Source organism: Brevibacillus sp. IT-7CA2, assembly GCF_949767855.1.
Taxonomy (GTDB): Bacteria; Bacillota; Bacilli; order Brevibacillales; family Brevibacillaceae; genus Brevibacillus.
Window position 1 is genome coordinate 509,868 of sequence record NZ_CATKQT010000033.1, and the last position, 25,670, is coordinate 535,537.

General features: G+C 49.5%; 21 protein-coding genes. 19 read left to right on the forward strand and 2 right to left on the reverse strand.

What is annotated here, in order from left to right:
• Positions 1-27: 27 nt before the first annotated feature.
• From ACM6JA_RS19050 to ACM6JA_RS19130, 17 genes are all read left to right on the forward strand, one after another.
• On the forward strand, positions 28-1,563 hold the full coding sequence (locus tag ACM6JA_RS19050; RefSeq protein ID WP_414853592.1) for an ABC transporter substrate-binding protein: 1,536 nt from the start codon (positions 28-30) through the stop codon (positions 1,561-1,563).
• A gap of 71 nt (positions 1,564-1,634) precedes the next feature.
• The gene (locus tag ACM6JA_RS19055) at positions 1,635-2,576 is read left to right on the forward strand and encodes an ABC transporter permease (RefSeq protein ID WP_414853593.1); all 942 of its coding nucleotides are present in this window, start codon (positions 1,635-1,637) and stop codon (positions 2,574-2,576) included.
• A gap of 15 nt (positions 2,577-2,591) precedes the next feature.
• Positions 2,592-3,425, forward strand: a complete 834-nt coding sequence (locus tag ACM6JA_RS19060; RefSeq protein ID WP_007727463.1) for an ABC transporter permease — start codon at positions 2,592-2,594, stop codon at positions 3,423-3,425.
• Positions 3,426-3,450: 25 nt separating this feature from the next.
• Positions 3,451-4,671, forward strand: coding sequence for a serine hydrolase domain-containing protein (locus tag ACM6JA_RS19065; protein WP_414853594.1), 1,221 nt, complete (start codon positions 3,451-3,453; stop codon positions 4,669-4,671).
• Positions 4,672-4,689: 18 nt separating this feature from the next.
• Positions 4,690-5,664 carry an ABC transporter ATP-binding protein gene (locus ACM6JA_RS19070; RefSeq protein ID WP_414853595.1) on the forward strand — a complete coding sequence of 325 codons (975 nt, stop codon included), beginning with the start codon at positions 4,690-4,692 and terminating at the stop codon, positions 5,662-5,664.
• Positions 5,661-6,629, forward strand: coding sequence for an ABC transporter ATP-binding protein (locus ACM6JA_RS19075; protein WP_064201227.1), 969 nt, complete (start codon positions 5,661-5,663; stop codon positions 6,627-6,629). The genes ACM6JA_RS19070 and ACM6JA_RS19075 overlap by 4 nt, the downstream gene beginning before the upstream one ends.
• A gap of 44 nt (positions 6,630-6,673) precedes the next feature.
• Positions 6,674-7,582, forward strand: a complete 909-nt coding sequence (murQ, locus tag ACM6JA_RS19080) for an N-acetylmuramic acid 6-phosphate etherase (RefSeq protein ID WP_414853596.1) — start codon at positions 6,674-6,676, stop codon at positions 7,580-7,582.
• A 27-nt stretch (positions 7,583-7,609) separates the two neighbouring features.
• The gene (locus tag ACM6JA_RS19085) at positions 7,610-9,025 is read left to right on the forward strand and encodes an FAD-binding oxidoreductase (protein ID WP_414853597.1); all 1,416 of its coding nucleotides are present in this window, start codon (positions 7,610-7,612) and stop codon (positions 9,023-9,025) included.
• A complete protein-coding gene (locus ACM6JA_RS19090; protein ID WP_414853598.1) occupies positions 9,018-10,313 on the forward strand; it encodes a (Fe-S)-binding protein in 1,296 nt (431 codons plus the stop codon). The genes ACM6JA_RS19085 and ACM6JA_RS19090 overlap by 8 nt, the downstream gene beginning before the upstream one ends.
• A 268-nt stretch (positions 10,314-10,581) precedes the next feature.
• Positions 10,582-11,841, forward strand: a complete 1,260-nt coding sequence (locus ACM6JA_RS19095) for a transcriptional regulator (RefSeq protein ID WP_238543228.1) — start codon at positions 10,582-10,584, stop codon at positions 11,839-11,841.
• A 60-nt stretch (positions 11,842-11,901) separates the two neighbouring features.
• A complete protein-coding gene (locus ACM6JA_RS19100) occupies positions 11,902-12,852 on the forward strand; it encodes an ABC transporter permease (RefSeq protein WP_007716172.1) in 951 nt (316 codons plus the stop codon).
• Positions 12,853-12,865: 13 nt separating this feature from the next.
• Positions 12,866-13,762: an ABC transporter permease gene (locus ACM6JA_RS19105; RefSeq protein WP_414853599.1), complete on the forward strand. Its 897-nt coding sequence runs from the start codon at positions 12,866-12,868 to the stop codon at positions 13,760-13,762.
• 21 nt (positions 13,763-13,783) lie between these two features.
• Positions 13,784-14,791 (forward strand): ABC transporter ATP-binding protein, encoded by a 1,008-nt coding sequence (locus tag ACM6JA_RS19110; protein ID WP_414853600.1) that lies wholly within the window; start codon positions 13,784-13,786, stop codon positions 14,789-14,791.
• The gene (locus ACM6JA_RS19115) at positions 14,781-15,764 is read left to right on the forward strand and encodes an ABC transporter ATP-binding protein (protein WP_414853601.1); all 984 of its coding nucleotides are present in this window, start codon (positions 14,781-14,783) and stop codon (positions 15,762-15,764) included. The genes ACM6JA_RS19110 and ACM6JA_RS19115 overlap by 11 nt, the downstream gene beginning before the upstream one ends.
• Before the next feature lie 30 nt (positions 15,765-15,794).
• Positions 15,795-17,396, forward strand: coding sequence for an N-acyl-D-amino-acid deacylase family protein (locus tag ACM6JA_RS19120; protein WP_414853602.1), 1,602 nt, complete (start codon positions 15,795-15,797; stop codon positions 17,394-17,396).
• Between the two features lie 27 nt (positions 17,397-17,423).
• Positions 17,424-19,004, forward strand: a complete 1,581-nt coding sequence (locus ACM6JA_RS19125) for an ABC transporter substrate-binding protein (protein WP_414853603.1) — start codon at positions 17,424-17,426, stop codon at positions 19,002-19,004.
• A gap of 15 nt (positions 19,005-19,019) precedes the next feature.
• Complete coding sequence (locus ACM6JA_RS19130; RefSeq protein ID WP_414853604.1) at positions 19,020-20,615, forward strand: N-acyl-D-amino-acid deacylase family protein; 1,596 nt, start codon at positions 19,020-19,022, stop codon at positions 20,613-20,615.
• A 49-nt stretch (positions 20,616-20,664) separates the two neighbouring features.
• Here the strand turns inward: ACM6JA_RS19130 and ACM6JA_RS19135 are convergent, their stop codons facing one another.
• Together ACM6JA_RS19135 and ytvI are read right to left on the reverse strand one after the other, a co-directional pair.
• Complete coding sequence (locus ACM6JA_RS19135; RefSeq protein ID WP_414853605.1) at positions 20,665-21,891, reverse strand: pyridoxal-phosphate-dependent aminotransferase family protein; 1,227 nt, start codon at positions 21,889-21,891, stop codon at positions 20,665-20,667.
• 93 nt (positions 21,892-21,984) lie between these two features.
• Positions 21,985-23,016, reverse strand: coding sequence for a sporulation integral membrane protein YtvI (gene ytvI / locus ACM6JA_RS19140; protein WP_007716162.1), 1,032 nt, complete (start codon positions 23,014-23,016; stop codon positions 21,985-21,987).
• 262 nt (positions 23,017-23,278) lie between these two features.
• Here ytvI and ACM6JA_RS19145 point away from each other — a divergent pair, with 262 nt between their 5' ends.
• On the forward strand, positions 23,279-24,553 hold the full coding sequence (locus ACM6JA_RS19145) for a cation:dicarboxylate symporter family transporter (protein ID WP_007716158.1): 1,275 nt from the start codon (positions 23,279-23,281) through the stop codon (positions 24,551-24,553).
• 511 nt (positions 24,554-25,064) lie between these two features.
• The gene (locus tag ACM6JA_RS19150) at positions 25,065-25,517 is read left to right on the forward strand and encodes a VOC family protein (RefSeq protein ID WP_414853606.1); all 453 of its coding nucleotides are present in this window, start codon (positions 25,065-25,067) and stop codon (positions 25,515-25,517) included.
• Positions 25,518-25,670: the final 153 nt, after the last annotated feature.

The window sequence follows — 25,670 nt, forward strand, 5'->3', positions numbered from 1 at the left end:
CATGAGATCAACAGAGGGGGTAACATCGTGAAAAAAAGAGTATTGGCAGGCTTTTTCCTATCACTGTCTCTCGTGCTTTCCGCTTGTTCTGGTGGAGGAACAGCACCCGCAGAGCAAGGCAAGTCAGCAGAAGGACAAGCAAAAACAGAACTGATCGTGGCAGCCGAGCAAGAGCCAGTGGGCTACGATCCGCACAAAGTTCCAGCCGCATCCAGTTTGCGGGTCTATGCGCTCATTTACGATAGCCTGACTAAGTTGGACGAGAACATGAACATCGTACCGAACCTGGCAGAGAAATGGGAGATTGCGCCAGACGGAAAAACGGTCACCATGCTCCTGCAAAACGGCGTCAAATTCCACAATGGCAAAGACATGACGGCAGAGGACGTAAAATTCAGCTTTGAGCGAATCATGAACCCAGACACGGGTTCGATCGCGAAATCTTATTTTTCCAGTGTAGAAGCGATTGAAGTGAAAGATCCAACGACGGTTGTCTTCAAGCTGAAAAATGCGGATGCCTCGTTCGTTGCAAATACGGCAAGCGCCTATGCTTCCATCGTGCCAGCAGGGTCCACTGACCTGACCAAGGAAGCAATCGGTACGGGGCCATTCAAAATGGAAAAAAGTGAGTCAGGACAATATGTCCTGCTGAAGAAAAATGCGGATTACTTCAATAAAGAACTGCCAAAGGTAGAGTCCATCAAGTTCCAAATCATGAAGGACGAGGCGGAGCGTCTCGCTGCGATTCGCTCTGGTAAAGTCGACATTAGCATGGTGTCTGCTGATTCTGCGAAGCTCTTGGAAGGCAAGCCAGGCGTACAGATCAAAAACTACCAATCCTTGGAGTACAGTTACCTGGGCATTAACGTAAACAAAAAGCCTTTTGACAATCCAAAAGTGCGCGAAGCGATCAGCTATGCCGTTGACCGTAACCAAATTATCCAGACTGTTTGGAAAGGGGAAGCGACTCTGACTGGTCCGATCGCGCCTGCGTTGACCAATTCGGCTTTGGACCCTGCTACTTATCCAACCTACAAAACAGATGTAGAAAAAGCGAAGCAATTGCTGGCGGAAGCGGGCTATCCAAACGGTTTCGAGACCCAAATCGAGACAGCAGCAACTTACCCAGACATGGTAGAGACGGCACAAGTGATTCAACAACAGCTTAAAGCAATTGGCATCAATGCGAAGATCAACCAGCTTGAGTGGGGGAACTACATCGATACGTGGAAATCCAAGGACATGAACCTGATGGTAGGCCGCAACACTTCTGGTGTAGATGCTGACCGTTCCATGCGCTTCTTCTTCTCGACAACTGGTTCTGCCAACGTGTGGAACTACTCCAACCCTGCCTACGATGAACTGGTGCAAAAAGCACTGACGACAGTAGATCAGGCAGAGCGCAAAAAGCTGTATGACGAAGCACAAACCATGCTGGTAGCAGATGCACCAAACCTGTTCCTGGCATCACCGAAAAACTATTACGCGGTTCGTGACAACGTCGATTTCACACCGTCCGCAGCGGGTGAAGTATACTCGCTGATCAAAACTTCGATCAAGTAATGTAGCATACGTGTGATGAGGCTCCGCCAGAGGATAGGCGGAGCCAAGTTTCTAAATATGGAGGGAAACTCGTGGGATCTTATCTAATCAAACGTGTCGCCAGCCTGATTCCCATCCTGTTTGGCATATCTGTCTTGATCTTCACGATCCTGCATCTGGTGCCGGGCGATCCAGCTTCCATCATGCTAGGAACGAATGCCACACCGGAAGCAATTGCGGCGTTGAATAAAAGCATGGGGCTGGATCAGCCGTTGATTAACCAGTACCTGCATTGGGTCACAGGAATCCTGCAAGGGAATTTTGGCGTATCGGTCCATACAGGAGAGGAGATTTTGCCCCAAATTCTCAAGCGTTTTGCCATCACCATGCAACTGACTGTATTTGGCGTTCTGATTGGGTGGATACTCGCGATTCCGTTCGGGATTCTCTCGGCGATTCGCGCTCATTCCAAAACAGACATTGTGGTACGTGTGTTTACGCTGCTAGGCATTTCTGTTCCGAACTTTGCCATCGGGACCCTGCTCTTGCTCGGCTTTTCGCTTTATTTCAACTGGTTCCCGCCTATTGATGTGGTGAACTTCTGGGATGATCCGATCGAGGCGTTCAAGGTATTCATACTGCCTGCGACAACGATGGGGATTGTGGTGGCTGCTGGCGTGATGCGGATGACTCGTTCTGCGTTTTTGGAAACCATGGACAAAGATTTTATTCGGACAGCGCGGGCCAAGGGTAACAGTAAATGGACAATCGTCATGGGCCATGCGTTCCGCAACTCTTCGATTCCGATCGTCACGATCGCAGGTATGCAGATCGGTTACCTGCTGGGTGGGTCTGTTATCGTCGAGCAGCTGTTCTCGATTCCAGGTTTGGGCCAGTACATTCTGGAGGGAATTTATCAGCGGGATTATCCGGTTGTACAGGGAGGCGTTTTGTTCGTCGCTCTGGTGTTTGTCCTGGTCAATCTGCTCATCGACCTGATCTATACCTGGATTGATCCGCGTATCAAGTATTGACAAGGGGAATGCGACATGAGCACATTTCGAAAGCGTTTTTTGGCGAATAAGACAGCTGTCTTCTGCTCCATTTTGCTGGCGTTGCTCTGTTTGACGGCAGTGCTGGCTCCGGTGTTGGCTCCGCATGACCCGACACAGATGTTTCAGGATCATCGGATGGAAGGCAGCTCGGGTGAGTTTTTGCTAGGTACGGACCAATTTGGTCGTGATATTTTGAGCCGCATCATCCACGGTGCGCGCGTATCGCTGGTGGTCGGGCTTTCTGCCGTTCTTGTCAGCGCCGTTTTCGGTACGCTGTTTGGCTTGATCGCTGGCTACTTCGGGCGCTGGATTGACGGTTTTATCATGCGCTGTATGGACGTTTTGTTTGCTTTTCCGGAAATTTTGCTGGCGCTGGCGATTGTCGCCGCATTAGGGCCGGGAACCTTCAACACGATCATGGCTATCGGGATCGTGAATATTCCGATCTTCACCCGGACGGTGAGGGGAGCGGTTCTCTCTATCAAAAATCTAGAGTACGTAGAAAGCGCTCGTGCCATTGGTGCGAGTACACCGCGTATCTTGTTTCAGGAGATTTTTCCGAATGTAACGGCACCACTGCTGGTTCAATCCTCTCTGGCGATTTCAGGTGCGATCCTGACAGAATCGGCCCTCAGTTTTTTGGGCTTGGGGATTCAGCCGCCAGACCCGTCATGGGGCGGAATGATTTCAGAGGCACGCCGCTACATGGAGCTGGCTCCGGGCATGATCATCTGGCCATGCATTGCCATGACGGTGACGATTCTTGCTTGCAACATGTTTGGGGATGCTGTCCGTGATATTCTCGACCCGCGTCATCGTGGGAAATAGGAACGATAGGCAGAGGTGAGAACGAATGAACGTGCAACAGATCAGAGAACGAATGGAGTCCAGTCTGACGCAAGGGATTCATCAGGGCATTTTTTCGGGAGGCGCTGTCAGCATACTGCGAAAAGGTGCGCCTGCTGTGACAGTTTGCATGGGAAAAACAAGCTATGGACACGATGGAAGGCCGGTTCATAGTCAAACGCTGTACGATATGGCCTCCTTGACCAAGGTGATGGTGACCCTGCCGCTCATTCTCATCAGTGTGCAGGAAGGCAAGCTCTCGTTGACTGATTCCGTGACGACCTACTTGCCAGAATTGGCGAGTGCCCACGATGAGGAACGCAAAGGGCAGATCAAAATTATTCACCTGCTCACACATACATCGGGACTTCCTGCATGGCGTCCGTACTTTTTGCTGGGGAAAAATCGGGAGGACTATTTGCGGCTCATCGCAAACGAGTCGATGCTGGATGACCCAGGACGTAGCGTTGTGTACAGCGATTTGGGATTCATGCTGTTGGGCTTTTTACTGGAGCGCATCTGGGACGAGGAACTGGACGCGCTGGCGAAGCGACTGATTTTTCAACCGAGCCGAATGCTTCATACGAGCTACTTGCCGCTCGAACAAACACATCTGCAAGGAATGGATATTGCTGCTACGGAGAAGGGCAATGCCTTTGAACAAGAGATGGCTGTGAATTTTTTGTCGGAGCTAGCAGAAGCCAGACATCCTTTGGCGTTGGAATGGCAGCAAGCTTTGACCGGATACGGTTGGCGAGAAGGAGTGATTAGTGGCACTGTTCACGATTGCAACGCCCACTACGGCTTGGAAGGTGTCAGCGGGCACGCCGGACTTTTTTCCACCTTGGCTGATACAGAGCGCTACATGCACATTTGGACGAGTGGGAAGGCTTCCGTGCAGCTTGATCCGACACTGTGTGCCTTGGCTACTCGCTCACTCACAGACCATTCGATTCATCGCAGAGGATTGGGGTGGATCATTTCCCCGACAGGCGGCTCCTTGGAACAGCTTGCCGCAGGCTGCAGTGGGGGAGATCTTGTTTCGGAGCGCGCCTTTGGGCATACCGGCTTTACAGGAACGTCGATCTGGTCGGACCCAGCAAGAGACGTGACGCTGATTACATTGACAAACCGCGTGCATCCTGTCGCGAGCCCGTTGATCGGGGCGTGGCGGACCGCTCACCATAACCGATTATTTTCTGTAATCAAACCTGACCACACATCCTGATGAAAAGGGGGAGTACTCATGGCAGCAATGCTAACGATTGATGATTTGCGAACTTCTTTTATCCAAGCAGGCAAAAAGCTGACCGTGATCGAGGGTGTCAGTCTCTCTGTAGAGCCTGGTGAAACCGTCGGTGTGGTCGGTGAATCCGGATGTGGAAAAAGCGTGACCAGCATGTCCATCATGCAGCTCTTGGGACGGAATGTGGAGTTGACCGGGAGCATCCGTTTTCAAGACAAGGAGCTGCTCTCACTTACGGATAAACAAATGCAGACGATTCGTGGCAATCAGATCGCGATGATTTTTCAGGAGCCGATGACTTCGCTCAACCCATTGCATTCGATCGGCAAACAGATCAGCGAGCCACTTCGTCGGCATCTCGGATTGTCCAAACAGGAAGCCAAGCGACGGACGATCGAGCTTTTGAACGAAGTCGGAATTCCGCGTGCCGATGAAATCATTTCCGACTATCCGCACCAATTGTCAGGTGGGATGCGTCAACGTGTGATGATTGCGATGGCGATGTCTTGTGCGCCCAAGCTCTTGATTGCCGACGAACCGACGACGGCGTTGGACGTGACGATTCAGGCGCAAATATTGGAACTCATGAAAAAAGTCCGGCAAGAGCAAGGCACTTCCATCCTGCTTATCACACATGACCTGGGAGTGGTGGCGGAGATGTGTCATCGCGTCATCGTCATGTATGCAGGTCAAATCGTAGAGGAAGCCGACGTCAAGCAGCTGTTTGACGAGCCGAAGCATCCGTATACGAGAGGGCTTTTGAAATCGATGCCTTCTGTCAGTGTCAACCAAGAGCGTTTGGATGCGATTCCGGGCTCGGTGCCCCTTTTGAGCGAAATGCCTGTGGGTTGTCGTTTTGCACCGCGCTGCTCACAAGTCATGGATATTTGCCGCGAGAAAAATCCAGAGCTTACGCCTGTCGCAGACAACCAAAAGTGCCGCTGCTGGCTGTATCGCGAGGAGGACGTGCAATGAGACAACCACTGCTGGAAGTCAAATCATTGACCAAGCATTTCACGAGCAAGCAAGGATTCTTCAGCAAGGAGAAAATCGTCCGTGCCGTCGATGGAGTCAACCTGACTGTTTATCCAGGTGAGACTGTCAGCATCGTAGGCGAATCAGGCTGTGGGAAGTCCACGACAGGACGATGCATCCTGCGCCTGATTGAACCGACTGATGGAGAAGTCTTTTTTGAAGGACAGGATATCCGCAAGCTCAATGAATCAGAGCTCCGACGGGCTAGACGCAACATGCAGCTCGTGTTTCAGGACCCGTTTGCCTCGCTGAACCCACGAAAAACAATCGGGCAGCTGTTGGAGGACCCACTCATCATCCACGGCATCGGCAATTCAGCAGAACGCCGCAAGCAAGTCGAGGAGATGATCCAGATCGTCGGCCTCTCCAAGCAGCAGCTGGATCGCTTTCCGCATGAGTTTTCCGGTGGTCAGCGCCAGCGGATTGGCATAGCAAGGGCACTGATTTTGCGCCCGAAGCTGATTGTGGCCGATGAGCCTGTGTCTGCTCTGGACGTGTCGATTCAGGCGCAAATTTTGAACCTGATGCAAGATTTGCAAAAGGAGTTCAATCTGACGTATTTGTTTATCTCGCATGATTTGAGTGTCGTCCGCCATATTTCGGACCGGGTAGCGGTCATGTATCTCGGAAAAGTGGTGGAGGTAGCGGATAAACAATCGTTGTACGAGAAACCAACACATCCCTATACACAAGCACTGTTATCAGCGGTGCCTGTACCGAATCCCCATTTGACGACCCAGCGGATCATTTTGGAGGGAGACCTGCCTAGTCCAGCGAATCCGCCGTCTGGCTGCACATTTCATCCGCGTTGCCGCCACTGTATGGACATTTGCAAAACAGTCGCGCCCGTGGCTAGCGAGGTTTCAGCAGGGCACTTTGTCACTTGCCATCTGGATCAGTCATGAAGTGAGCATGGGGCAGTAAGATTGAAAAGGAGGTTCGATAGAGCATGAATCTGGAGAACTTGCAAGCATTGACGACTGAAGGAAAAAACGAGGGCAGCAGTGATTTGGATCAATTGAGTGCCCGAGGCATCGTACAAATGATGAACGATGAGGACAAGAAGGTTCCTTATGCAGTAGAGTGCGTCCTCGATCAAGTATCCGATGCGGTAGAGGTCATCACACACGCATTGGAAAAGGGCGGAAGACTGTTTTACTTTGGTGCTGGAACGAGTGGACGTTTAGGGATATTGGATGCGTCCGAGTGTCCGCCGACCTTTGGTACCCAGCCTGAGCTCGTTCAGGGTGTGATTGCAGGCGGACCATCCGCAATGGTACGCGCGGTAGAAGGCGCAGAGGATTCTTTTGAATTCGGTCAAGAAGATGTGCATAAATACGGCGTGACCAAAAAGGATGTGGTCGTAGGGATCGCAGCCAGTGGACGGACTCCGTATGTTCTCGGTGTTTTGGCGGAGGCACAGAAGATCGATGCCAAGACGATTGCTGTCTCTTGCAACAAGCCTTCGTACATTAATGAAGGTGTAGATGTAGCGATTAATGTCGTCGTAGGACCGGAAGTATTGACCGGATCGACGAGGCTCAAGGCAGGAACGGCCCAAAAGCTGGTGCTGAACATGCTGACGACAGCGACCATGATTCGTTTGGGCAAAGTGTACGGAAATCTGATGGTCAGCGTGCAGGCGACCAACCTCAAGCTGAAGGAACGAGTAAAGCGGATCATCATGGAAGTGACCGGAGCGAGTTACGAGGAAGCGGAGCAACTGGCTGATCAGGCAGACGGTGATGCGAAGACAGCCATTATTATGAAGCTGACCGGATCGAGCAGGGAAGAGGCCACTCGTCTGTTGAATGTTACCAATGGAAGAATCAGGGAAGCTATTCAGCAGTTGGACTAAGTTTTTGGGAAAGGATGGAGAGATTCCATGTTGCCAGAATCCATTCGCGATGAACTGCGTGCCATCGTCGGAGAGAAAAACTGTCTCGACAAACAGGAAGCATTAGTCGCCTATTCGTATGACGCAACGCCGATGCAGCAAGCATTGCCGGATGTGGTCGTCATGCCGAAGAGTACAGCCGAAGTCCAACAGGTCATGCGAGTTGCAGCACGACATCACATCCCGATTGTGACGCGTGGAGCAGGCTCCAATCTATGCGGCGGAACGATACCAGTCGGTGGCGGGATTGTCTTGGTATTGAGCCGGATGAATCAGATCGTAGAGATTGACGAGCAAAATTTGACGATAACGGTGCAGCCGGGGGTTCGAACGGTCGACATCCATCAGGCGGTAGAGGCACTCGGTTTGTTTTACCCACCAGATCCAGGCAGCATGGTCATCTCCACGATTGGCGGGAATATTGCGCTCAATTCGGGTGGACTGCGCGGGTTGAAGTACGGAACAACCAAGGATTACGTGCTCGGTCTCGAAGCTGTGTTGCCGAACGGAGAGGTCATCCGTACCGGGGGCAAGCTGATGAAGGATGTGGCGGGCTATGATCTGACCAAGCTCTTGGTCGGCAGCGAGGGCACATTGGCTATCATTACCGAGGCTATTCTCAAGCTGATTCCGAAGCCGCAAACACAGCGAGTCATGCTGGCGATGTTCGCAGATATGGCACAGGCGGCGAGGTCTGTTTCCGATATTATTGCCAATCGCATTATTCCTGGCACGCTTGAATTTCTCGATCAGGGCACGATCCGTGTTGTCGAGGATTTCAAACAGATCGGGCTTCCGACAGATGTGGCGGCGATCCTCCTGATCGGACAGGACGGAGAGCCACAGACGGTCGATCGGGACATGGAGCAGATCGCTGCTATTTGCAAAAAGAATGATGCCGTCCAAATCAAGGTAGCGACGACTGTCGAGGAGGCAGATGAGGTAATGACTGCCAGACGCAGTGCGCTCGCCGCATTGTCACGGATGCGTCCGACGACCATTTTGGAGGACGCAACAGTTCCCCGTGCCGCGATTGCGCCGATGGTCGCTGCGATCCAAGAGATTACAGAGCGTTACGGACTGCAAATTTGCACCTTTGGCCATGCAGGAGACGGCAATTTGCATCCGACCTGCATGACAGACGCTCGCAACACGGATGAGATCGAGCGTGTCGAGCATGCCTTCGAAGAAATTTTCGCGGCGGCAATCGATTTGGGGGGGACAATTACGGGAGAGCATGGCGTAGGGATCGTCAAGGCACCGTATTTGGAGTGGAAAGTAGGAGCCGCAGGTATGGAGATCATGAAAGGCATCAAGCACGCTTTCGATCCTCACAATCTCCTGAATCCTGACAAGATGTTTGCCAAACAGTCCCGGAACAGAGTGGTGGTTCAGCGTGCTTAAAGAAGCCTTGGTAAATAAACTCGATTACGATGAACTGTCCAACTGTATGCGCTGTGGCTTCTGTCAGCCAGCCTGTCCGACCTTTCGGGAAACAGGCTATGAGGCAGCTTCTCCACGAGGTCGCATTGCCTTGATGAAAGCCGTAGCAGACGGTGTCATGGAGCCGGACAAAGATTTCGTTGATCAAATGAATCTGTGTCTAGGCTGCCGAGCATGTGAACCAGTATGCCCAGCAGGTGTGCCGTACGGTCAGCTGATCGAACAGACGCGAGAAGCGATCGAAGAGGTGCAGGAGCATCCATGGTGGGTCAAAGCCGTCCGCAAGCTCGCGTTTTTCCACCTGTTCCCTCATCAGAAGCGCATGTACCAGCTCGGCGGACTCTTGCGCTTTTATCAGCGCTCAGGTGTGCAAAAAGCTGTTCGCAAGCTGGGAGTGTTATCCACCCTGCCAAAGCAAATGCGGGAAATGGAAGCGATCATGCCTGAAGCATCTGGAACAGGTATCGTGGACTTTTTCGGTGGCACGGTTATTCCAGCCGTAGGCGAGCGCAAATATCGCGTAGGAATGTTTCACGGCTGCATCATGGATGTCCTATTCAATGAGACGAATCGCAACACCGTGCGGCTTCTGAGTGAGGCAGGCTGTGAGGTCATCATCGCTCCAGACCAGGTGTGCTGCGGTGCTCTCCATGCACATAGCGGTGAGCGTGAACAGGCTCGCCATCTGGCGCGAAAAAATGTGGCTGCTTTTCACAAGGCTAATGTGGATATCATTGTATCCAATGCAGGCGGTTGTGGGGCGATGTTGCAAGAATACGACCATTTGCTGGCGGAAGATGCCGAGTGGCAGGAGAAGGCACAATGGTTCGCTTCACGCGTGAAGGATATTAGCGAAGTGCTTGCACTCCTCGTCGAGCCAAAAACATGGCAATCATTGCCGCAGCGGATCACCTATCAATCCTCCTGTCACCTGCGCAACGGGATGAAGGTGACCAAAGAGCCGGTGAACCTGCTGCAAGGCATTCCGGGAGCCACATACGTACAGCTTCGCGAGGGAGATCGCTGCTGCGGCTCTGCGGGCATTTACAATCTGGTGCAGCCTGAGATGGCCGGGAGCCTCTTGGATGAAAAAATGGGTCATGTAGCGGCTACCCAAGCAGATATTCTCGTGACCTCGAATCCGGGATGTCTGTTGCAAATGAAAGCAGGCATTCATCGAGCTGGACTGGAAGGAAAGATGGAGGCCGTGCACATCGTCGATTTATTGGCGCGTGTCAGCCAGAAATAATAGGATCTCTTAACGAGAAGACGTGTAGGGAAGCATTCCGGAAGACGGAGTGGCTCCTTACACGTTTTTTTAATAAAAAAGGGGATAAAAGGACTATTAACGGAAATTGCATGTAAGAATGGCCGAATGTATGATAATAGAAAGAATTTTTGAAAAATTTAATAAAATGTATGTTGGCAGTAAAAAATCTGAGAGAAAGTGGTAGGGAACGATGGAAATAAAAGTTGCAGTTATAGGTCCTTACGATTTGCTTGATGAGGTTTTGCATATGGCAACAACATTTCCGGCCTTAATATTGCTCCCCCTCGGTTACAAAGATGTTCAGGAGGTTAAACAGCTTGTGCTTTCCTGCAAGGAAGAGGTGGATGTCTTTTTATTTGCCGGTCCGATTCCATACCAAATTGCTCGTGAACACGTTGATGGTCCAAAGCCGATGGTTTACCTGCCTTACAATGGAACGAGTCTCTACCGCGTGTTCTTTCAATTGCTGCGAGATAGCGGGACTCTACTGAAAGATAGTCGGTTGCGGTTCAGTATCGATGTTCTGTCTTTACAAGAGATTGAACAAAGGTTGGATGAGCTTTCTATACCTGTGGATCGTATGTACACGATGGAATATCGGCAAGAGCAGAGCGCTGGCGACATTCTTCAGTTTCATTACGACTTATGGACAAGTAACAAGATAGACGCGATTTTCACTTGCGTGGCATCTGTTTATTGGGAGCTTCGAAGATTAGGAATCCCCTGTTATCGTGTGACCCCCACCAAATCTACGATTCAAGACGGTTTGTATCGAGCGCAAATGGAAGGAAAGAACCTCCAGTTAAATGATACGCAGATCGCAATTGGCATCATCAATATTGAAAACATCGTGAAAAAATGGCATTCATCCGAATATGAGCTTCAGCGAAAGAAAATCGCGATCCAGGAAATTTTGATTGATTATGGGGAAGAAATTCAAGCCTTGATGAACTGGCCGGATCGAAATGAAGTCATCTTCGTGACGACTCGAGGAGTTATTGAACGGACGACGAGCATGTTTACGCGGTTCCCTCTGTTAGAGAGAATTGTAAACCGTTTAAACATTTCGGCCAGTATCGGAATTGGGCTGGGCCGAACCGCGAACGAGGCGCAAAGCAAAGCCGGGGAAGCTCTCTCCAAAGCAAAAGCCGGCGGAGGAGGAAGCTGTTTTATCGCTATGCACGATGGCAATGTTGTCGGACCGCTGGGTGAAGAATTTCAGTTAGCGTACTCCCTCCGAAGCAACAATCCAGAGCGTTTGGATGCCGCCCGAAAATCAGGTTTGAGCGTCGGGACGATCAACAAACTGATCTCCTTTTGCCAAAACTACGGCAGCTCACAAATAACCGCAGCTGACCTCGCTAGTCGATTTGGCGTTTCATTACGCAGTGCCAGACGGATTTTAAGCAAATTAGAGCAGAGTCAATTGGCAATGGTCGTCGGTGAAGAGCAGCCGATCTGTAAAGGAAGGCCCCGTCAGGTCTATGATCTGAAACTGCATATATGAATGCTGAGTTTTACACGTTCATGGTTTTTAATCGATGACAATTGAGGGGGAAAGACGAAAATGGGAGGTTATTTGCTTAAGCGTGTCGTGTCCTTATTACCTGTCCTTCTGGTTGTAGCGGTTGTTGATTTTATTATCATTCATCTTACCCCTGGTGACCCTGCTTCTGTCATTCTGGGGGCACAGGCTACGGAAGAAGAATTAGCAAAATTACGAGAGCAGCTAGGTTTAAATCTTCCCATCTATATCCGCTTTTTCGAATGGATAGGGGGCTTGCTGCAAGGGGATTTAGGCTGGTCGATTTTTATGGATAAGCCTGTGACAGAAGCGATATGGGAGCATTTAGGACCTACCCTTTCCTTAACGATTATGGCTGAGATCATCGCGATTCTGTTTGCGATCCCCTTGGGTGTGATGGCTGCCAATCGTCGAGGCACTTGGATGGATCAATCGTTTATGACATTTGCTTTACTGGGAATCTCGCTTCCTAGCTTCTGGATCGGATTGAATCTGATCTTGCTTTTCGCTGTCCAACTGAATTGGCTCCCTGCAGCAGGCTATCAACCGATGTCCAATGGACTCCTGAATCATTTTAAATACTTGATCATGCCCGCGATATCACTTGGCATTATGCAAGGGGCTTTAATTGCGCGAATGACGCGATCCTCCATGCTGGAAGTGTTGAACGAAAATTACATTCGAACGGCAGAAGCAAAAGGCTTGAAGATGTGGATTGTCACCTATAAGCATGCGCTTCGCAATGCCTTCATCCCCATCCTTACGGTAATCGGACTTTCGTTTGCGACGCTGATCGGGGGAGCAGTCGTGACTGAAACCGTCTTTAACATACCTGGGATCGGCAAGCTCATTGTCAATTCTGTTTTAAGACGGGATTACGAGGTCATCCAGGGAACCGTGCTCATGATTGCAACAGCGTATGTTCTCATCAATCTCATCGTTGATTTGCTTTACGCGTATATCGATCCACGTGTGCGATACGACAAGAGCTAAGGGGGATGGATGAATGGAAACATCTTCGGTAACGATTGCCACAAGCCAACCTGTTGCACCTTCAAGGCATCACGTAAGAGTTGCCATGAATCGGTTTTTCTCAAACAGATTGGCTGTCTCCGGGAGTATTCTCGTTTTGTTTATCACCTTCATTTGTGTCCTTGCTCCTTTGCTCACCTCCTATGATCCACTCGAAATGAAAGTGCAGGATCGACTCAAACCGCCAAGCGCAAGTCATTGGTTCGGTACGGACGAGTTTGGCCGAGATGTTTTTACCCGTGTTGTGTACGGAAGCAGAATTTCGATGGGGGTTGGATTCTTAGTAGTCGTGATTACTTCCGTCGTGGGATTAATATTTGGGCTGTATTCAGCCTACTACCGAAGATTGGACAACTTCCTCATGCGGATTAATGACGGCTTAATGGCATTTCCAGCGATATTACTGGCCATTGCCATACTGGCCGCACTCGGTCCGAAAATGAGCAATGTGATTATCGCCCTGAGTGTGGTGTATATTCCAACGGTAGCCCGAGCGATCAGATCGGTAGCGATAACGGTGAGAGAGCAGACGTATATCGAGGCGATTCATGCGCTGGGTGGGAAGTCATGGAGGGTCATTTGGCTGCATATCGCACCGAACTGCCTGTCTCCTCTGATTGTCCAGGCAACGTTCGTTTTTGCGTATGCCGTCATTACGGAAGCCTCCCTGAGCTTCTTGGGAGCGGGAACTCCGCCGCCTGAGCCAAGCTGGGGAAACATTTTAAATGACGGTAGAACGATCATGAAGCAAGCATGGTGGATGACTGTTTTTCCCGGACTGTCCATCATGATAACCGTACTGGGGCTCAACCTGCTCGGAGATGGCCTCCGCGATTTATTGGACCCGCATACGAATCGAGCAAAAAAATAAGCGCTGCAAGGCGGGAAAGGGATGATTCATGTGCCATTGTTGGAAGTGAAAAACTTGAGAACGACCTTTTCCACAGAGCTAGGTCAGGTGACAGCTGTAGATGGGGTTTCCTTTCAGGTGGATTCCGGCGAGACGGTCGGATTGGTTGGGGAATCGGGGTGCGGAAAAAGTGTGACCTCCTTGTCGATCTTACGGCTGTTCCGAAAACACAGTGGAACGAAGCTTACAGGCGAAATCTTTTTTGAGCAAAAAGAGCTGCTGCAATCATCCATGGAAGAGCTGCAAGAGATACGCGGCAATCGGATATCGATGATCTTCCAAGACCCGATGAGCTCGCTCAATCCTGTCTATACCGTAGGAAACCAAATTGCCGAATCACTCATGCTGCATCAAAAGCTGTCCAAAAAGGCTGCGCAGGAAAAAACGATTGAGATGCTTACTTTGGTCGGCATCCCTTCACCGGAAAAGAGGGTGAACGACTATCCTCATCAGCTCTCAGGTGGGATGAGGCAGCGTGTCATGATCGCCATGGGCTTGTGCTGCCAGCCCAAGCTGTTGATTGCCGATGAACCGACGACCGCATTGGACGTTACCATTCAAGCGCAAATTCTTGATTTGATGCTCGGTCTGCAAAAGCAATTACAAATGGGAATCCTGCTAATCACCCATGATCTTGGCGTCGTTGCGGAAGTGTGCGATCGGGTTCTGGTCATGTATTTGGGGCAGATCGTAGAAGAAGCTCCTGTGGACACCTTGTTTGAGAATCCGAAGCATCCCTATACGATTGGTTTGATGAAATCGATCCCGACCATTGATGGCAATCGCGGTAAGAAGCTCCATGTGATAGAAGGCATCGTTCCGTCGCTCCATCAGATTCCAAAAGGGTGTCGTTTTGCACCCAGATGTCCGCTGGCAGATGAAAAGTGCAGGCAGTATCCTCCAGACTTGTTCGAAATAGCGGACGGGCATCAGGTTCGATGCTGGCATCACGAAAGAATCGGGTTGGGAGGCGTTGTATTTGGCAGCTAAGGAGAAAACAGCGGTACCACTTTTACAGGTATCCAATTTAGTGAAGCATTTTCCGATCAAAGGGGGCTACTTTCAAAAGAAAGCGTACGTAAAAGCGGTCAGCAATCTTTCCTTGAAAATATACAAAGGGGAAACCTACGGGCTGGTTGGAGAATCCGGATGTGGAAAAAGCACAACGGGCCGCATGATCCTTCGCTTGCTAGAACCAACGTCTGGCAGTGTGCAATACAAAGGGCAGGATATCACTCAATTCTCGGATGAAGAACTCAGAAACGCTAGAAAAGAAATGCAGATCATTTTTCAAGACCCGTATTCAGCGCTCAATCCCCGCAAACAAATAGGCAAAGCCATCGCTGAACCGATGAGTATTTTCAATTTGGGAGAGAAAAGGCAGCATAAGCAGCTTGTCCTTGACCTTCTTCGTAAAGTGGGACTACAGCCAGAGCATTACGACCGATATCCGCATGAGTTTTCAGGTGGACAAAGACAGCGGATTGTGTTGGCGCGTGCACTTGCAGTAAATCCTGCCTTCATCGTATGTGATGAACCTGTTTCCGCACTCGATGTCTCCATCCAGTCTCAGATTCTCAATTTATTGCAACAGCTGCAAGAAGATTTTCAACTCACCTATTTATTCATCGCACATGACCTCAGCGTCGTCCGACATATTTCTAATCGAGTCGGCGTGATGTACCTGGGGCATTTAGTAGAAGAAGCCCCTACGGATGCCTTGTTCTCCCAACCACTGCACCCTTATACCCGAGCGCTATTGTCAGCTGTTCCAGAGCCGAATCCCAAGAAAAAGAAAGAGAGGATCGTCCTCTCAAGCGAGGTTCCCTCCCCGATCCATCTGCCAAAAGGCTGCGTGTTTCATCCGAGATGTCCACAAGCGATCGCCACCTGTAAGGAAGTCGTTCCGGTTTTGCGGGAAATGGGTACGGGCCATCGTGTCGCTTGTCATCTCGTCTCATAAAAATTGCAAGGACAGAGAGGAGCAAGAAGAATGCTGGATATCGTTATTCGGAATGGTCAGGTGTACGACGGAACTGGTAATCCGTGGACCCGGTTGGACATCGGTATTAAGGACGGCAGGATTGTGAAGATTGGACAGCTTCACGACTCAGAAGCCGTGCTAGAGATCGAGGCAGAAGGGCTGGTTGTTTCTCCCGGTTTTATTGACACGCATGTACATTCTGACTTGCTGTGCACGAAGCCGGATATGCACAAAATCAAGGTGATGCAAGGAGTAACGACAGAGCTGCTCGGGCAAGACGGTATTTCTGTTGCCCCTGTTAATGAACAGACGAAGCCTTTATGGCAAAAACAACTCCGCGGGTTGAACGGTGACATTGGAGACTGGCCTTGGCATTCGATAGACGAGTACCTCCAGTTTTTAAGCCGCTCTACGCTGGCGGGAAATGTCGCTTACCTGGTTCCCCACGGTGCTGTGCGAACACTTGTGATGGGGTTTGAGGGACGAATGGCTACGACAGAAGAGATGCAAAAGATGCGTGAGCTCGTAGAAGAGGGAATGCGACAAGGAGCAGTCGGCCTGTCGTCAGGGCTCGTGTATCCGCCTAATTTGTTTTCGTGCAAAGAAGAGCTCATCGAGTTATGCAAAGGAGCAGCCAAATATGATGGATGCTTCGTCGTCCATATGCGAAATGAAAGCAATCACATTCTCGAAGCGCTCGACGAGATGATCGATGTTGCACGCCGTTCAAGTGTGCGTCTGCATATTTCTCATTTCAAGGTGATTGGCCGAAACAATCGTGACAACTTCCAACAGGCATTAGATAAAATGGATCAAGCCCGCGCTGAGGGCATCGAGATCACCTTTGATCAGTATCCGTACACAGCAGGATCAACCGTATTACATGCCTTGTTGCCCCCGTGGATGCACAATGGAGGTACAGAGGAGCTGCTCGCCAAGCTGCAAGACCCGGAGATTCGCAGGCGGATTAAAGATGACTTTGAGAACAACCATGATTTTGAAAACTGGGTAGAGAGCTGCGGCTGGGGAAATATCGTGATTGCGTCTGTCACTTCTGAGAAAAACCGTGTGGTAGAGGGGAAGAATCTACTGGAAATTGCCCAGATGCGTGGAACAACACCTGCTGATGCTGTCTTTGAGCTGTTGCTGGAGGAAAATGCCGGGGTCACGATGGTCATTTCATGGGGCGAAGAGGAAGATATCACGAACGCGCTTAAACATCCATTGCAAATCGTCGGTTCGGACGGGATATTCGGCGGAAAACCGCATCCAAGGCTCTACGGAACCTTCCCACGAATATTGGGGCGGTTTGTCAGGGAACAAGAAATTCTCACGATGTCTGAAGCCATTCGTCATATGACAGGAGCGCCTGCGCAGCTGCTTCGACTCAAGGATCGAGGATTCATCACTGAAGGGTATTGGGCTGATATTGTTATTTTTGAACCGAAAACGGTTGCAGATCAAGCGACCTACGAGCAGCCGCTCCTTGAGCCGATCGGGATCAAATATGTACTCGTGAATGGGAAAATGGCGGTGGATCGCTCGTCCTTCACTGGCTTGACCGCGGGTACAGTAATCCGCAATGAAGAGATCAGCTTGAAAATAACCTGAAAATTCGATTAATGAAGGGGGTTTTCCATGATCAAGAAGCCGATTGGTTACATGTTGACATTTCTATTAATCGTGACACTTTCATTGCTGGGTTGCACGTCTGCTCCGTCTTCAAGCGATCCTGCTTCCAGCGGTGATCAGAAAAAAGAGACGAACGAACTGCGCGTTGCGTTGTCGGTTTCACCGCCTTCACTTGATATGGTGAAAACGTCCACGACAGTGGCGCTCCAAGTCGGTTGGCATGTTTTCGAGCCGCTCGTCACGCTGGATAAAGACTACAAGCCTATTCCGATGCTGGCGAAAGCTTTTGAAGTGAGCAAAGACGGGAAAGAGATCACCTTCACACTCAGGGAAGGAATCACTTTTCATAATGGGAAAGCTCTGGGGGTTGAGGATGTGATTGCTTCGCTCAATCGCTGGAAGGAGCTTTCCCCGAATGGAAAAACAGCACTCGCAAATGCCACGATTTCGTCCAAGGACAATGACAAAATTATGATTACTTTGGAAAAGCCATCCGGCACCTTGCTAACCTCTCTCGCATTTCCTCAACAGGGCGCAATGATCATGCCGAAGGAAGTCATTGAAGCGGCTACGGAAGAAGGAATAAAAGAATACATTGGGACAGGGCCGTTCAAATTTGTGGAGTGGAAGCAAGATCAATACATTCATCTCGAAAAATATGCCAACTATCAAGCGTTATCCGATCCAGCAAGCGGATTGGGCGGGAAAAAGGAAGCCATGGTAGACCGCATTTACTTCCACACCGTTCCGGATGCAGCTACACGTGTGGCAGGTCTTCAATCGGGGGAGTACGATTTTGCTGATGAGCTTCCCTTTGACAACTACGAACAGTTAAAAGGTGACCCTAATCTGGTGACGGTCGTGTCGAAGCCACAAAAATACGTAGGCATGATTTTTAACAAGAAAAAAGGTTTGTTTGCGAATGTAACGGCACGCCAAGCAGTGAATGCTGCACTTGACCATGAAATGATCATGATGGGGATAAGCGGGAACCCGGATTTTTTTCGACTGGATCACAGCCTGATGTTTGTAGAGCAGCCATGGCATTCAGAAGCAGGTAAAGAAAAATACAATCAGAAGAATCCAGAATTGGCGAAAAAGCTGTTGGCTGAAGCGGGCTACAACGGCGAGCCCGTGACCATCATCACCACCAAGGATTACGAATACATTTACAAAAGCTCCATCATGGTCAAAGACCAGCTGGAGAAAATCGGGGTCAAAGTAAACTTCGAGATTTACGACTGGCCTACGATGGTCAGCAAACGTTCAGATGAAACGAAGTGGAACATCTTTTTCACTGGCTTTCCAACCTACACAAACCCGGTTCAAACACTGTATCTAGACTCTCGAAACAAGTGGCCAGGCTGGTACAACAACCCTGAGATGGATGCATTGCTGGATGAACTTCGCCATACGGTTACCTTTGATGAGCAGAAGGTCGTATTTGAGAAAATCCAAACCTTGTTCTGGGAGGATCTCCCGATTGTAAAAATAGGGGACTTGCACGGTTTGGCGGCTCATCGTAACTACGTGAAGGGCTATCAGTATTTCATGGATGCGCCATTCTGGAATGTTTCTGTCCAATAGCGAGGAGACGTGTAAATGGTACAGAAAACGTTTGATATCGTCATACGCAATGGGATGGTTTGTGATGGTACAGGAAATCCGTGGACGAGGCTGGATATTGGGATCGAAAACGGGCGAATTGCCCATATGGCGAGATTCATTCCTTCTGGAGGAATCACGGAAATAGATGCGACTGGAATGGTGGTCGCTCCTGGTTTCATTGATGTACATGTTCACTCAGATTTGTGGTGTACACGACCTGATATTCACCAGATCCGGGTGTTGCAGGGAATCACGACAGAACTTGTCGGGCAGGATGGGGTTTCTGTTGCTCCCGTGACGAGTGAGACGAAACCACTCTGGATGAAGCAATTGAAAAGGATCAACGGTGACATCGGAGATTGGCCATGGCACAGCATTGATGAATACCTGGCATTTCTTGAACAGGCGAAGCTGACTGGCCATATAGCGTATTTGGTACCGCATGGAAATATCCGATCCATGGTGATGGGTTTTGCCGGTAGAGAGGCTACGCAAAAAGAAATCGCAGCGATGCAGGAGCTGGTAGAACTAGGCATGCAGCAGGGCGCTTTTGGCGTGTCGTCCGGTATCCAATACCCGCCTTGCGTCTATGCCAACAAAGAAGAATTGGTTGGAATCTGCAAGGGTGCCGCTAAATATGATGGCTGCTTTGGTGTTCACATCCGCAACGAGAGCAATTACTCGTTGGAGGCATTAGACGAAGTGATCGACGCTGCACGCAGATCGGGAGTTCGTCTGCATGTCTCTCATTTTAAAATTTGTGGTGGCAGAAATCGGGATAAGCTGGACATTGCCTTTGAAAAGTTGGAGCAGGGACGTGCTGACGGTACCGAGATTACATTTGATCAATATCCGTATGCAGCAGCATCCACTTTTCTCCATGCCATTCTTCCCCCATGGATGCATGATGGTGGTATCGCAAAAATGTTGGAGCGGCTACATGACCTCAAAATTCGCGAGCGAGCAAAAGAAGAAATGGAGCAAAACGGGGAATACGACAATCCCGTCAGAAACAACGGCTGGGACAATCTTGTCATCGCATCTGTAGCCTCAGCGAACAATCGGAAGCTGGAAGGAATGAATTTGCAGGAAATTGCCCAGCAACAAGGGATGGATCCGGCAGATGCCGCATTTAATCTTTTGGTTGAAGAAGAAGGCGAGGTAACCATCATTATCCACTGGGGGGACGAAGATGATGTCGAGAGAGTGATGAAGCATTCGCTACAAATGGTGGGTTCAGATGGTGTGTTCGGCGGAAAGCCCCATCCCAGGCTCTACGGTTCATTTGCTCGTGTGCTAGGTCATTACGCAAGAGAGAAACAATCGTTTCCACTTTGGGAAGCCCTGCGAAAAATGACAGGCGCCCCAGCTCAATTGCTGCGGTTGCGGGATCGAGGATTTTTGCGAGAAGGATACTGGGCAGATCTCGTCGTATTTGACCCGAACAAGATCGTAGACCGGGCAACATATGAGGCACCGATGCAGCAGTCAATGGGTATTCGCCATGTGCTGGTCAATGGGAAGATCACCGTGTCAGATGGGCGTCTTACAAATGTGACTAGTGGCACGGTAATTCGCAATCAGTTGTGAACATAATAAAAGCCGCTCGGGTATTATATTGCCCCAGCGGCCTTTGTTTTTAGCTATGATAAATATCTAAAGCAGCTTGTACAGCCCGTCCTGCATGCACACGTGCTCCATGCCGCATGAGAACCGCTTCCAATGCCCCTAGCACATGCAAAATATTTTTCTTCCGGCAGCTGTAGCCCATTGTGCCAATCCGCCAGATTGTCCCTTTTAGTGGCCCGAAGGAACTGGCAATTTCAATATGAAAATCTTCGAGCAGCATGGCGCGGACTGACTCTCCGTCCAGTCCCTCAGGAATTTTAATGCAGGTCACGACGGGAAGCTTGCAAGCCGGATCGCCGTAGAGCTGCAATCCCATCGCCAATACACCTGCGATTAAGGCTTGTTCATGCAAGCGATGTCTGGCGAATCTCGCCTCCAGACCTTCCGTGAGGGCAATGCGCACTCCCTCACGCAAGGCGTACAGCATCGTTGTCGCCTCCGTATGATGGTTCAGCCGTGCGGGTCCCCAGTAATCCATGAGCTGGCTCAAGTCAAAATAGTTGCTGCGGATCGTTCGGGTTTGAATAGATTTCGGAGCAGAGGGATCAGCGAGTCCACGCTCAATTTTTTTCCGTAGGAGCAAGAGTGCCTCTACACGAGAATTAAACGTGATAGGAGCCATCCCAGAGGGGACAGACAAGCATTTTTGTGTGCCGCCAATACATGCGTCGATATACCAATCGTCTACCTTCACTTCTGTCCCGCCGATTGAAGCGACAGCATCGACGACAAACAGGACATCCATCTGGCGGCAAGCTTCTCCGATTTCTTTCAAAGGCTGAACACATCCGGTGGATGTTTCGCCGTGAACCATTGCTACGATTTTGGGCTGAACTCGCTCGATTTCGGCAATGACGTCCTGCGGTTCAAAGACACTTCCCCAGCGCGTTTCCATCGTAACCACATCTGCGCCGTACCTCTCCGCAATCTCCGTGAGCAAGTGCCCGAATCGTCCATAAATGGGTACAAGCACCCTATCTCCTGGTTCGATTATGCTACACAAAACGCCCTCAATGCCCGCCCGGGAAGTTCCGTCAATAGGGAATGCCCAATGATTGGATGTCTGAAACAATTTCCGAAGCATTTCCATTGTTTCGTTCATGATGTTCGTGAATTCTGGATCGAATTGCCCCAAAATGGGTAAACCCATCACGCGAAGAACACTAGGCTCGGCCTCGACGGGCCCTGGCGTCATGATTGTCCGTTGTGAGGTGGTCAGTTCTTTGTATGCACACATAAGCTCTCCCCCAGATCTTTCTATATCAACGGCCGCTTTTCCGATTCCATCACCGGAAAAAACGGCCGCAGCACTACCAATCTACTGTGCCCATCAAAAATCTATTTTGAAATTCAAGAAACCAGCTTTCCGCAGCGCCTCGTAAATGATGACGAGCGCTGGACCGAGTATGAGCCCGAAAAATCCCATTACCTGAAATCCGAGGAACAAGCTGACAAGAGCGGCTAGGGCGCTAATTCCCAGATTAGATGCGAGTACCTTGGGCTCAATAATGCGGCGGACGACCGTAATCACGAGGAAAATGACGATCAGGCCGATTGCCAAATAAGAGTTGCCCATCAAGAAGTTGTAAATAGCCCATGGGACGAGGAACGAGCCTGCGCCCAAGATGGGGAGAATATCGACGAAAACGATCATGAGCGAAATGACGGCTGCATACTTGACCTGCAAAATGAGCAATCCCAAAAAGGACAGTGTGAACGTCATCAGGCTCAAGATGATTTGCGCACGTAAAAACCCAAGGGTGGCACGGTTCAATTGAGAGATAACCACCTCGACCTTTTCACGAGCAGATACCGTGAACATTCTCATGAAGCCCGCACGCAATTTCGGCAAATCGAGACTGATCAAAAACAAGGCAACCAAGTAAATAATTGTCGAGATCAAAAAGCCCGGAACGATGGCTGCTACACCGAGAATGCCTTTGGCAACCGTGGAAGCTGAAGTAAGCGCCCAGCTTTTAAGTCCAGCGAAGACACTCTGGATTTCCGAGACGGTTTCGGCAGGTAACGATTCATAGTAAGTTTCCCAGCTCATCAAATAGGACTCGACCAACTCAAAAATATGCTGCGAAAAAGCGGGTAATCGCTGAGCCAAATCAATTCCCTGAATCACGATCTGCGTACCGATCCAGTACAATACGATCCCAAAAGAGATGAGGAAAAGAAAAAAGGATGCGATTACCGCACTCATCCGATTCATTCGTAGCCTTTTGATAAGAAACAAGACGAGCGGCTCAACGAGAATTGCTGTTAACAGTGCTAGCAAAAAGGGGACGGAGTAAGGTAAAAGAAACAACCCGACTGCAAGAACTAGTAGCAGGATGATCATTTTCCGAATCGTCATGACTGCGCTCCATTCTGAATGAAAAATCGCTGAAAACTGATTCCCTTATTTTATCATTTTTCCAGAAACGAATACAACGAGCCCAATTATATCGCGATTCGATAGAGATTATCAGAAAAAATAAAGAAATGAAAAGAATACAAAAAAGGGGAAAACACAAAAAGTCATGATATGATGCTCACCTATATACCACTTAAGCTTGATGCGTATAAGCATATCGGCTTGAGAGTCACATCTTAATCTTTCATAGCGAGGTGTCGGAATGAAGCGGTTTGGATTAGCGATGCAGATTGTCGTCGGTCTCATTCTGGGTATCCTGGTGGGTGCTATTTTTTACGGCAACCCAGCAGTGGCGACCTATTTACAGCCTATCGGTGATATTTTTCTCCGATTGATTAAAATGATTGTCGTTCCGATCGTTGTTGCCACGCTTATTGTGGGCGTAGCAGGCGTAGGTGACATGAAGAAGTTGGGCAAAATCGGTGGTAAGACAATTCTGTATTTTGAAATCGTTACCACGATTGCCATTATCGTCGGTCTTTTGGCGGCGAACATCTTTCAACCGGGTCTCGGTGTGGATCGAACAGTTCTTACCAAGACCGATATCCACAAGTATGTAGACACGGCAGAAACGACACAAAGCCACGGCATGGTGGAAACATTCGTCAATATTGTTCCTACTAACGTGTTCGATGCACTGGCTCGTGGCGACATGTTAGCCATTATTTTCTTCTCCGTTCTGTTTGGACTTGGTGTAGCAGCAGCAGGAGAAAAAGGAAGGCCCGTTCTCAACTTCTTCAATGGGGTTGCAGACGCGATGTTCTGGGTTGTAAACACAATCATGCGTTTTGCTCCGTTTGGTGTTTTTGCACTGATTGGTGTTACCGTTTCCAAGTTTGGTTTGTCATCGCTCATTCCATTGGGCAAACTGGTTATTCTGGTTCACGTTGCCATGTTGTTCTTCATTTTGGTAGTAATGGGCATCATCGCACGTATCAGCGGAGTCAAAATCACTTCCATTCTGCGTGTACTGAAGGACGAGCTGTTGTTGGCTTACTCCACTTCCAGCTCCGAGACTGTACTGCCTAAAATTATGGAAAAAATGGAGAAGATGGGCTGTCCGAAGGCGATCACGTCCTTTGTCATTCCGACAGGCTACTCCTTCAACCTGGATGGTTCCACGCTGTACCAGGCACTGGCTGCTCTGTTCATTGCGCAAATGTATGGTATTCATATGCCAATCAGCACACAGATCACGCTGATGCTCGTACTGATGGTTACGTCCAAAGGGATCGCTGGTGTACCGGGAGTATCGTTCGTAGTACTGTTGGCTACGCTCGGCTCTGTAGGTCTCCCAGTTGAAGGTCTTGCTTTCATCGCCGGTGTAGACCGTTTGATGGACATGGCTCGTACAGTTGTTAACGTAGTAGGTAATGCGTTGGCAGCAATCGTGATCTCTCGTTGGGAAGGTCAGTTCGACAAAAAGAAAGCAGACGATTATGTTCAGGCAGTAAAAGCCGATCCAAGTGCTGCTTAATAATAGTTATAAACAGTGTTTAAGAAGCCTCCTGTCAGTGTAAGAACTGGCAGGGGGCTTTTTGTTTTGGTGGATAAAGTGGCCGTAGTGGAAGGAAGAAGCGCATTTCCAGTCTACGCTTCGGATTCCGCCCCTCAAGGGGGAAGACTGTCCGCTCCGGAATAAATGGCGTGAGCGCTTTTCAAACGTAGAAGTTTCGAAGAGGTATTCATAAGTGAAGCTGAAATTCCCCGCCATTTATTACGAAGCTGGGAGGGGCTCCAGAGGCGCTTGGACTTGAAATGCGCTTCTTCTACGTGTACAGAGATAACAAATTTTTAGACTGATTAATAGAGTATTAGGCTGGGGCCACATTAAAATATGACATGTCCGAAAACCAAATTTCACATTTTACTATACTGTGACTTATTTTTGTTATCATGAACTGTGACAAGATGTTAATTTTTTTAGGGAAATTGGTAATTATTGATAGAATCAGGTAATAAATTTGTACACATAAGGAGATAAAACTATGGCAAAAAACAAATTACTAAGAATGGACAATGTTGGCATCGTTGTAGAATCCCTTGATGACGCAATCTCTTTCTTCGAGGAGATTGGCTTGAAGCTCGAAGGGCGAGCTACTGTCGAAGGTGAATGGGCTGGTAGCGTAACCGGGCTGGGTTCACAGTGTGTAGAGATTGCTATGATGGTTACCCCAGATGGCCACAGCCGACTTGAACTTTCGCGATTTCTCACCCCACCTACTATATCAGATCACCGAACTGCTCCTGTAAATGCCCTCGGTTATCTACGCGTCATGTTCACCGTTGAAGACATTGACGAAATGGTATCCAGACTCACTAAGCATGGTGCTCAGCTCGTTGGCGAAGTGGTTCAGTACGAGGACTCGTATCGGCTCTGCTACATTCGTGGAAATGAAGGACTTCTAATCGGTTTGGCGGAACAACTCGGTAATAAATAAGTGACGTTTAAAAGAAGACTTAACTGAAAAATACATGACTAGAGTAAAAATAGAAGCAGAAGCAGTGTGAAAGTATCTCGAAGAAGTCGGGTGCATCATATAAACACCCATTCACGCTCCGGGTCTGGGCGACCCTCGGTCCCGGAAACAAGG

Coding starts and splice junctions, on each gene's coding strand:
- ACM6JA_RS19060 (WP_007727463.1), top strand. CDS start 2,592: ATGAGCACATTTCGAAAGCGTTTTTTGGCGAATAAGACAGCTGTCTTC.
- ACM6JA_RS19065 (WP_414853594.1), top strand. CDS start 3,451: ATGAACGTGCAACAGATCAGAGAACGAATGGAGTCCAGTCTGACGCAA.
- ACM6JA_RS19070 (WP_414853595.1), top strand. CDS start 4,690: ATGGCAGCAATGCTAACGATTGATGATTTGCGAACTTCTTTTATCCAA.
- ACM6JA_RS19075 (WP_064201227.1), top strand. CDS start 5,661: ATGAGACAACCACTGCTGGAAGTCAAATCATTGACCAAGCATTTCACG.
- murQ (WP_414853596.1), top strand. CDS start 6,674: ATGAATCTGGAGAACTTGCAAGCATTGACGACTGAAGGAAAAAACGAG.
- ACM6JA_RS19085 (WP_414853597.1), top strand. CDS start 7,610: ATGTTGCCAGAATCCATTCGCGATGAACTGCGTGCCATCGTCGGAGAG.
- ACM6JA_RS19095 (WP_238543228.1), top strand. CDS start 10,582: ATGGCAACAACATTTCCGGCCTTAATATTGCTCCCCCTCGGTTACAAA.
- ACM6JA_RS19100 (WP_007716172.1), top strand. CDS start 11,902: ATGGGAGGTTATTTGCTTAAGCGTGTCGTGTCCTTATTACCTGTCCTT.
- ACM6JA_RS19105 (WP_414853599.1), top strand. CDS start 12,866: ATGGAAACATCTTCGGTAACGATTGCCACAAGCCAACCTGTTGCACCT.
- ACM6JA_RS19110 (WP_414853600.1), top strand. CDS start 13,784: ATGATTCATGTGCCATTGTTGGAAGTGAAAAACTTGAGAACGACCTTT.
- ACM6JA_RS19120 (WP_414853602.1), top strand. CDS start 15,795: ATGCTGGATATCGTTATTCGGAATGGTCAGGTGTACGACGGAACTGGT.
- ACM6JA_RS19125 (WP_414853603.1), top strand. CDS start 17,424: ATGATCAAGAAGCCGATTGGTTACATGTTGACATTTCTATTAATCGTG.
- ACM6JA_RS19130 (WP_414853604.1), top strand. CDS start 19,020: ATGGTACAGAAAACGTTTGATATCGTCATACGCAATGGGATGGTTTGT.
- ACM6JA_RS19135 (WP_414853605.1), bottom strand. CDS start 21,891: ATGTGTGCATACAAAGAACTGACCACCTCACAACGGACAATCATGACG.
- ytvI (WP_007716162.1), bottom strand. CDS start 23,016: ATGACGATTCGGAAAATGATCATCCTGCTACTAGTTCTTGCAGTCGGG.
- ACM6JA_RS19145 (WP_007716158.1), top strand. CDS start 23,279: ATGAAGCGGTTTGGATTAGCGATGCAGATTGTCGTCGGTCTCATTCTG.
- ACM6JA_RS19150 (WP_414853606.1), top strand. CDS start 25,065: ATGGCAAAAAACAAATTACTAAGAATGGACAATGTTGGCATCGTTGTA.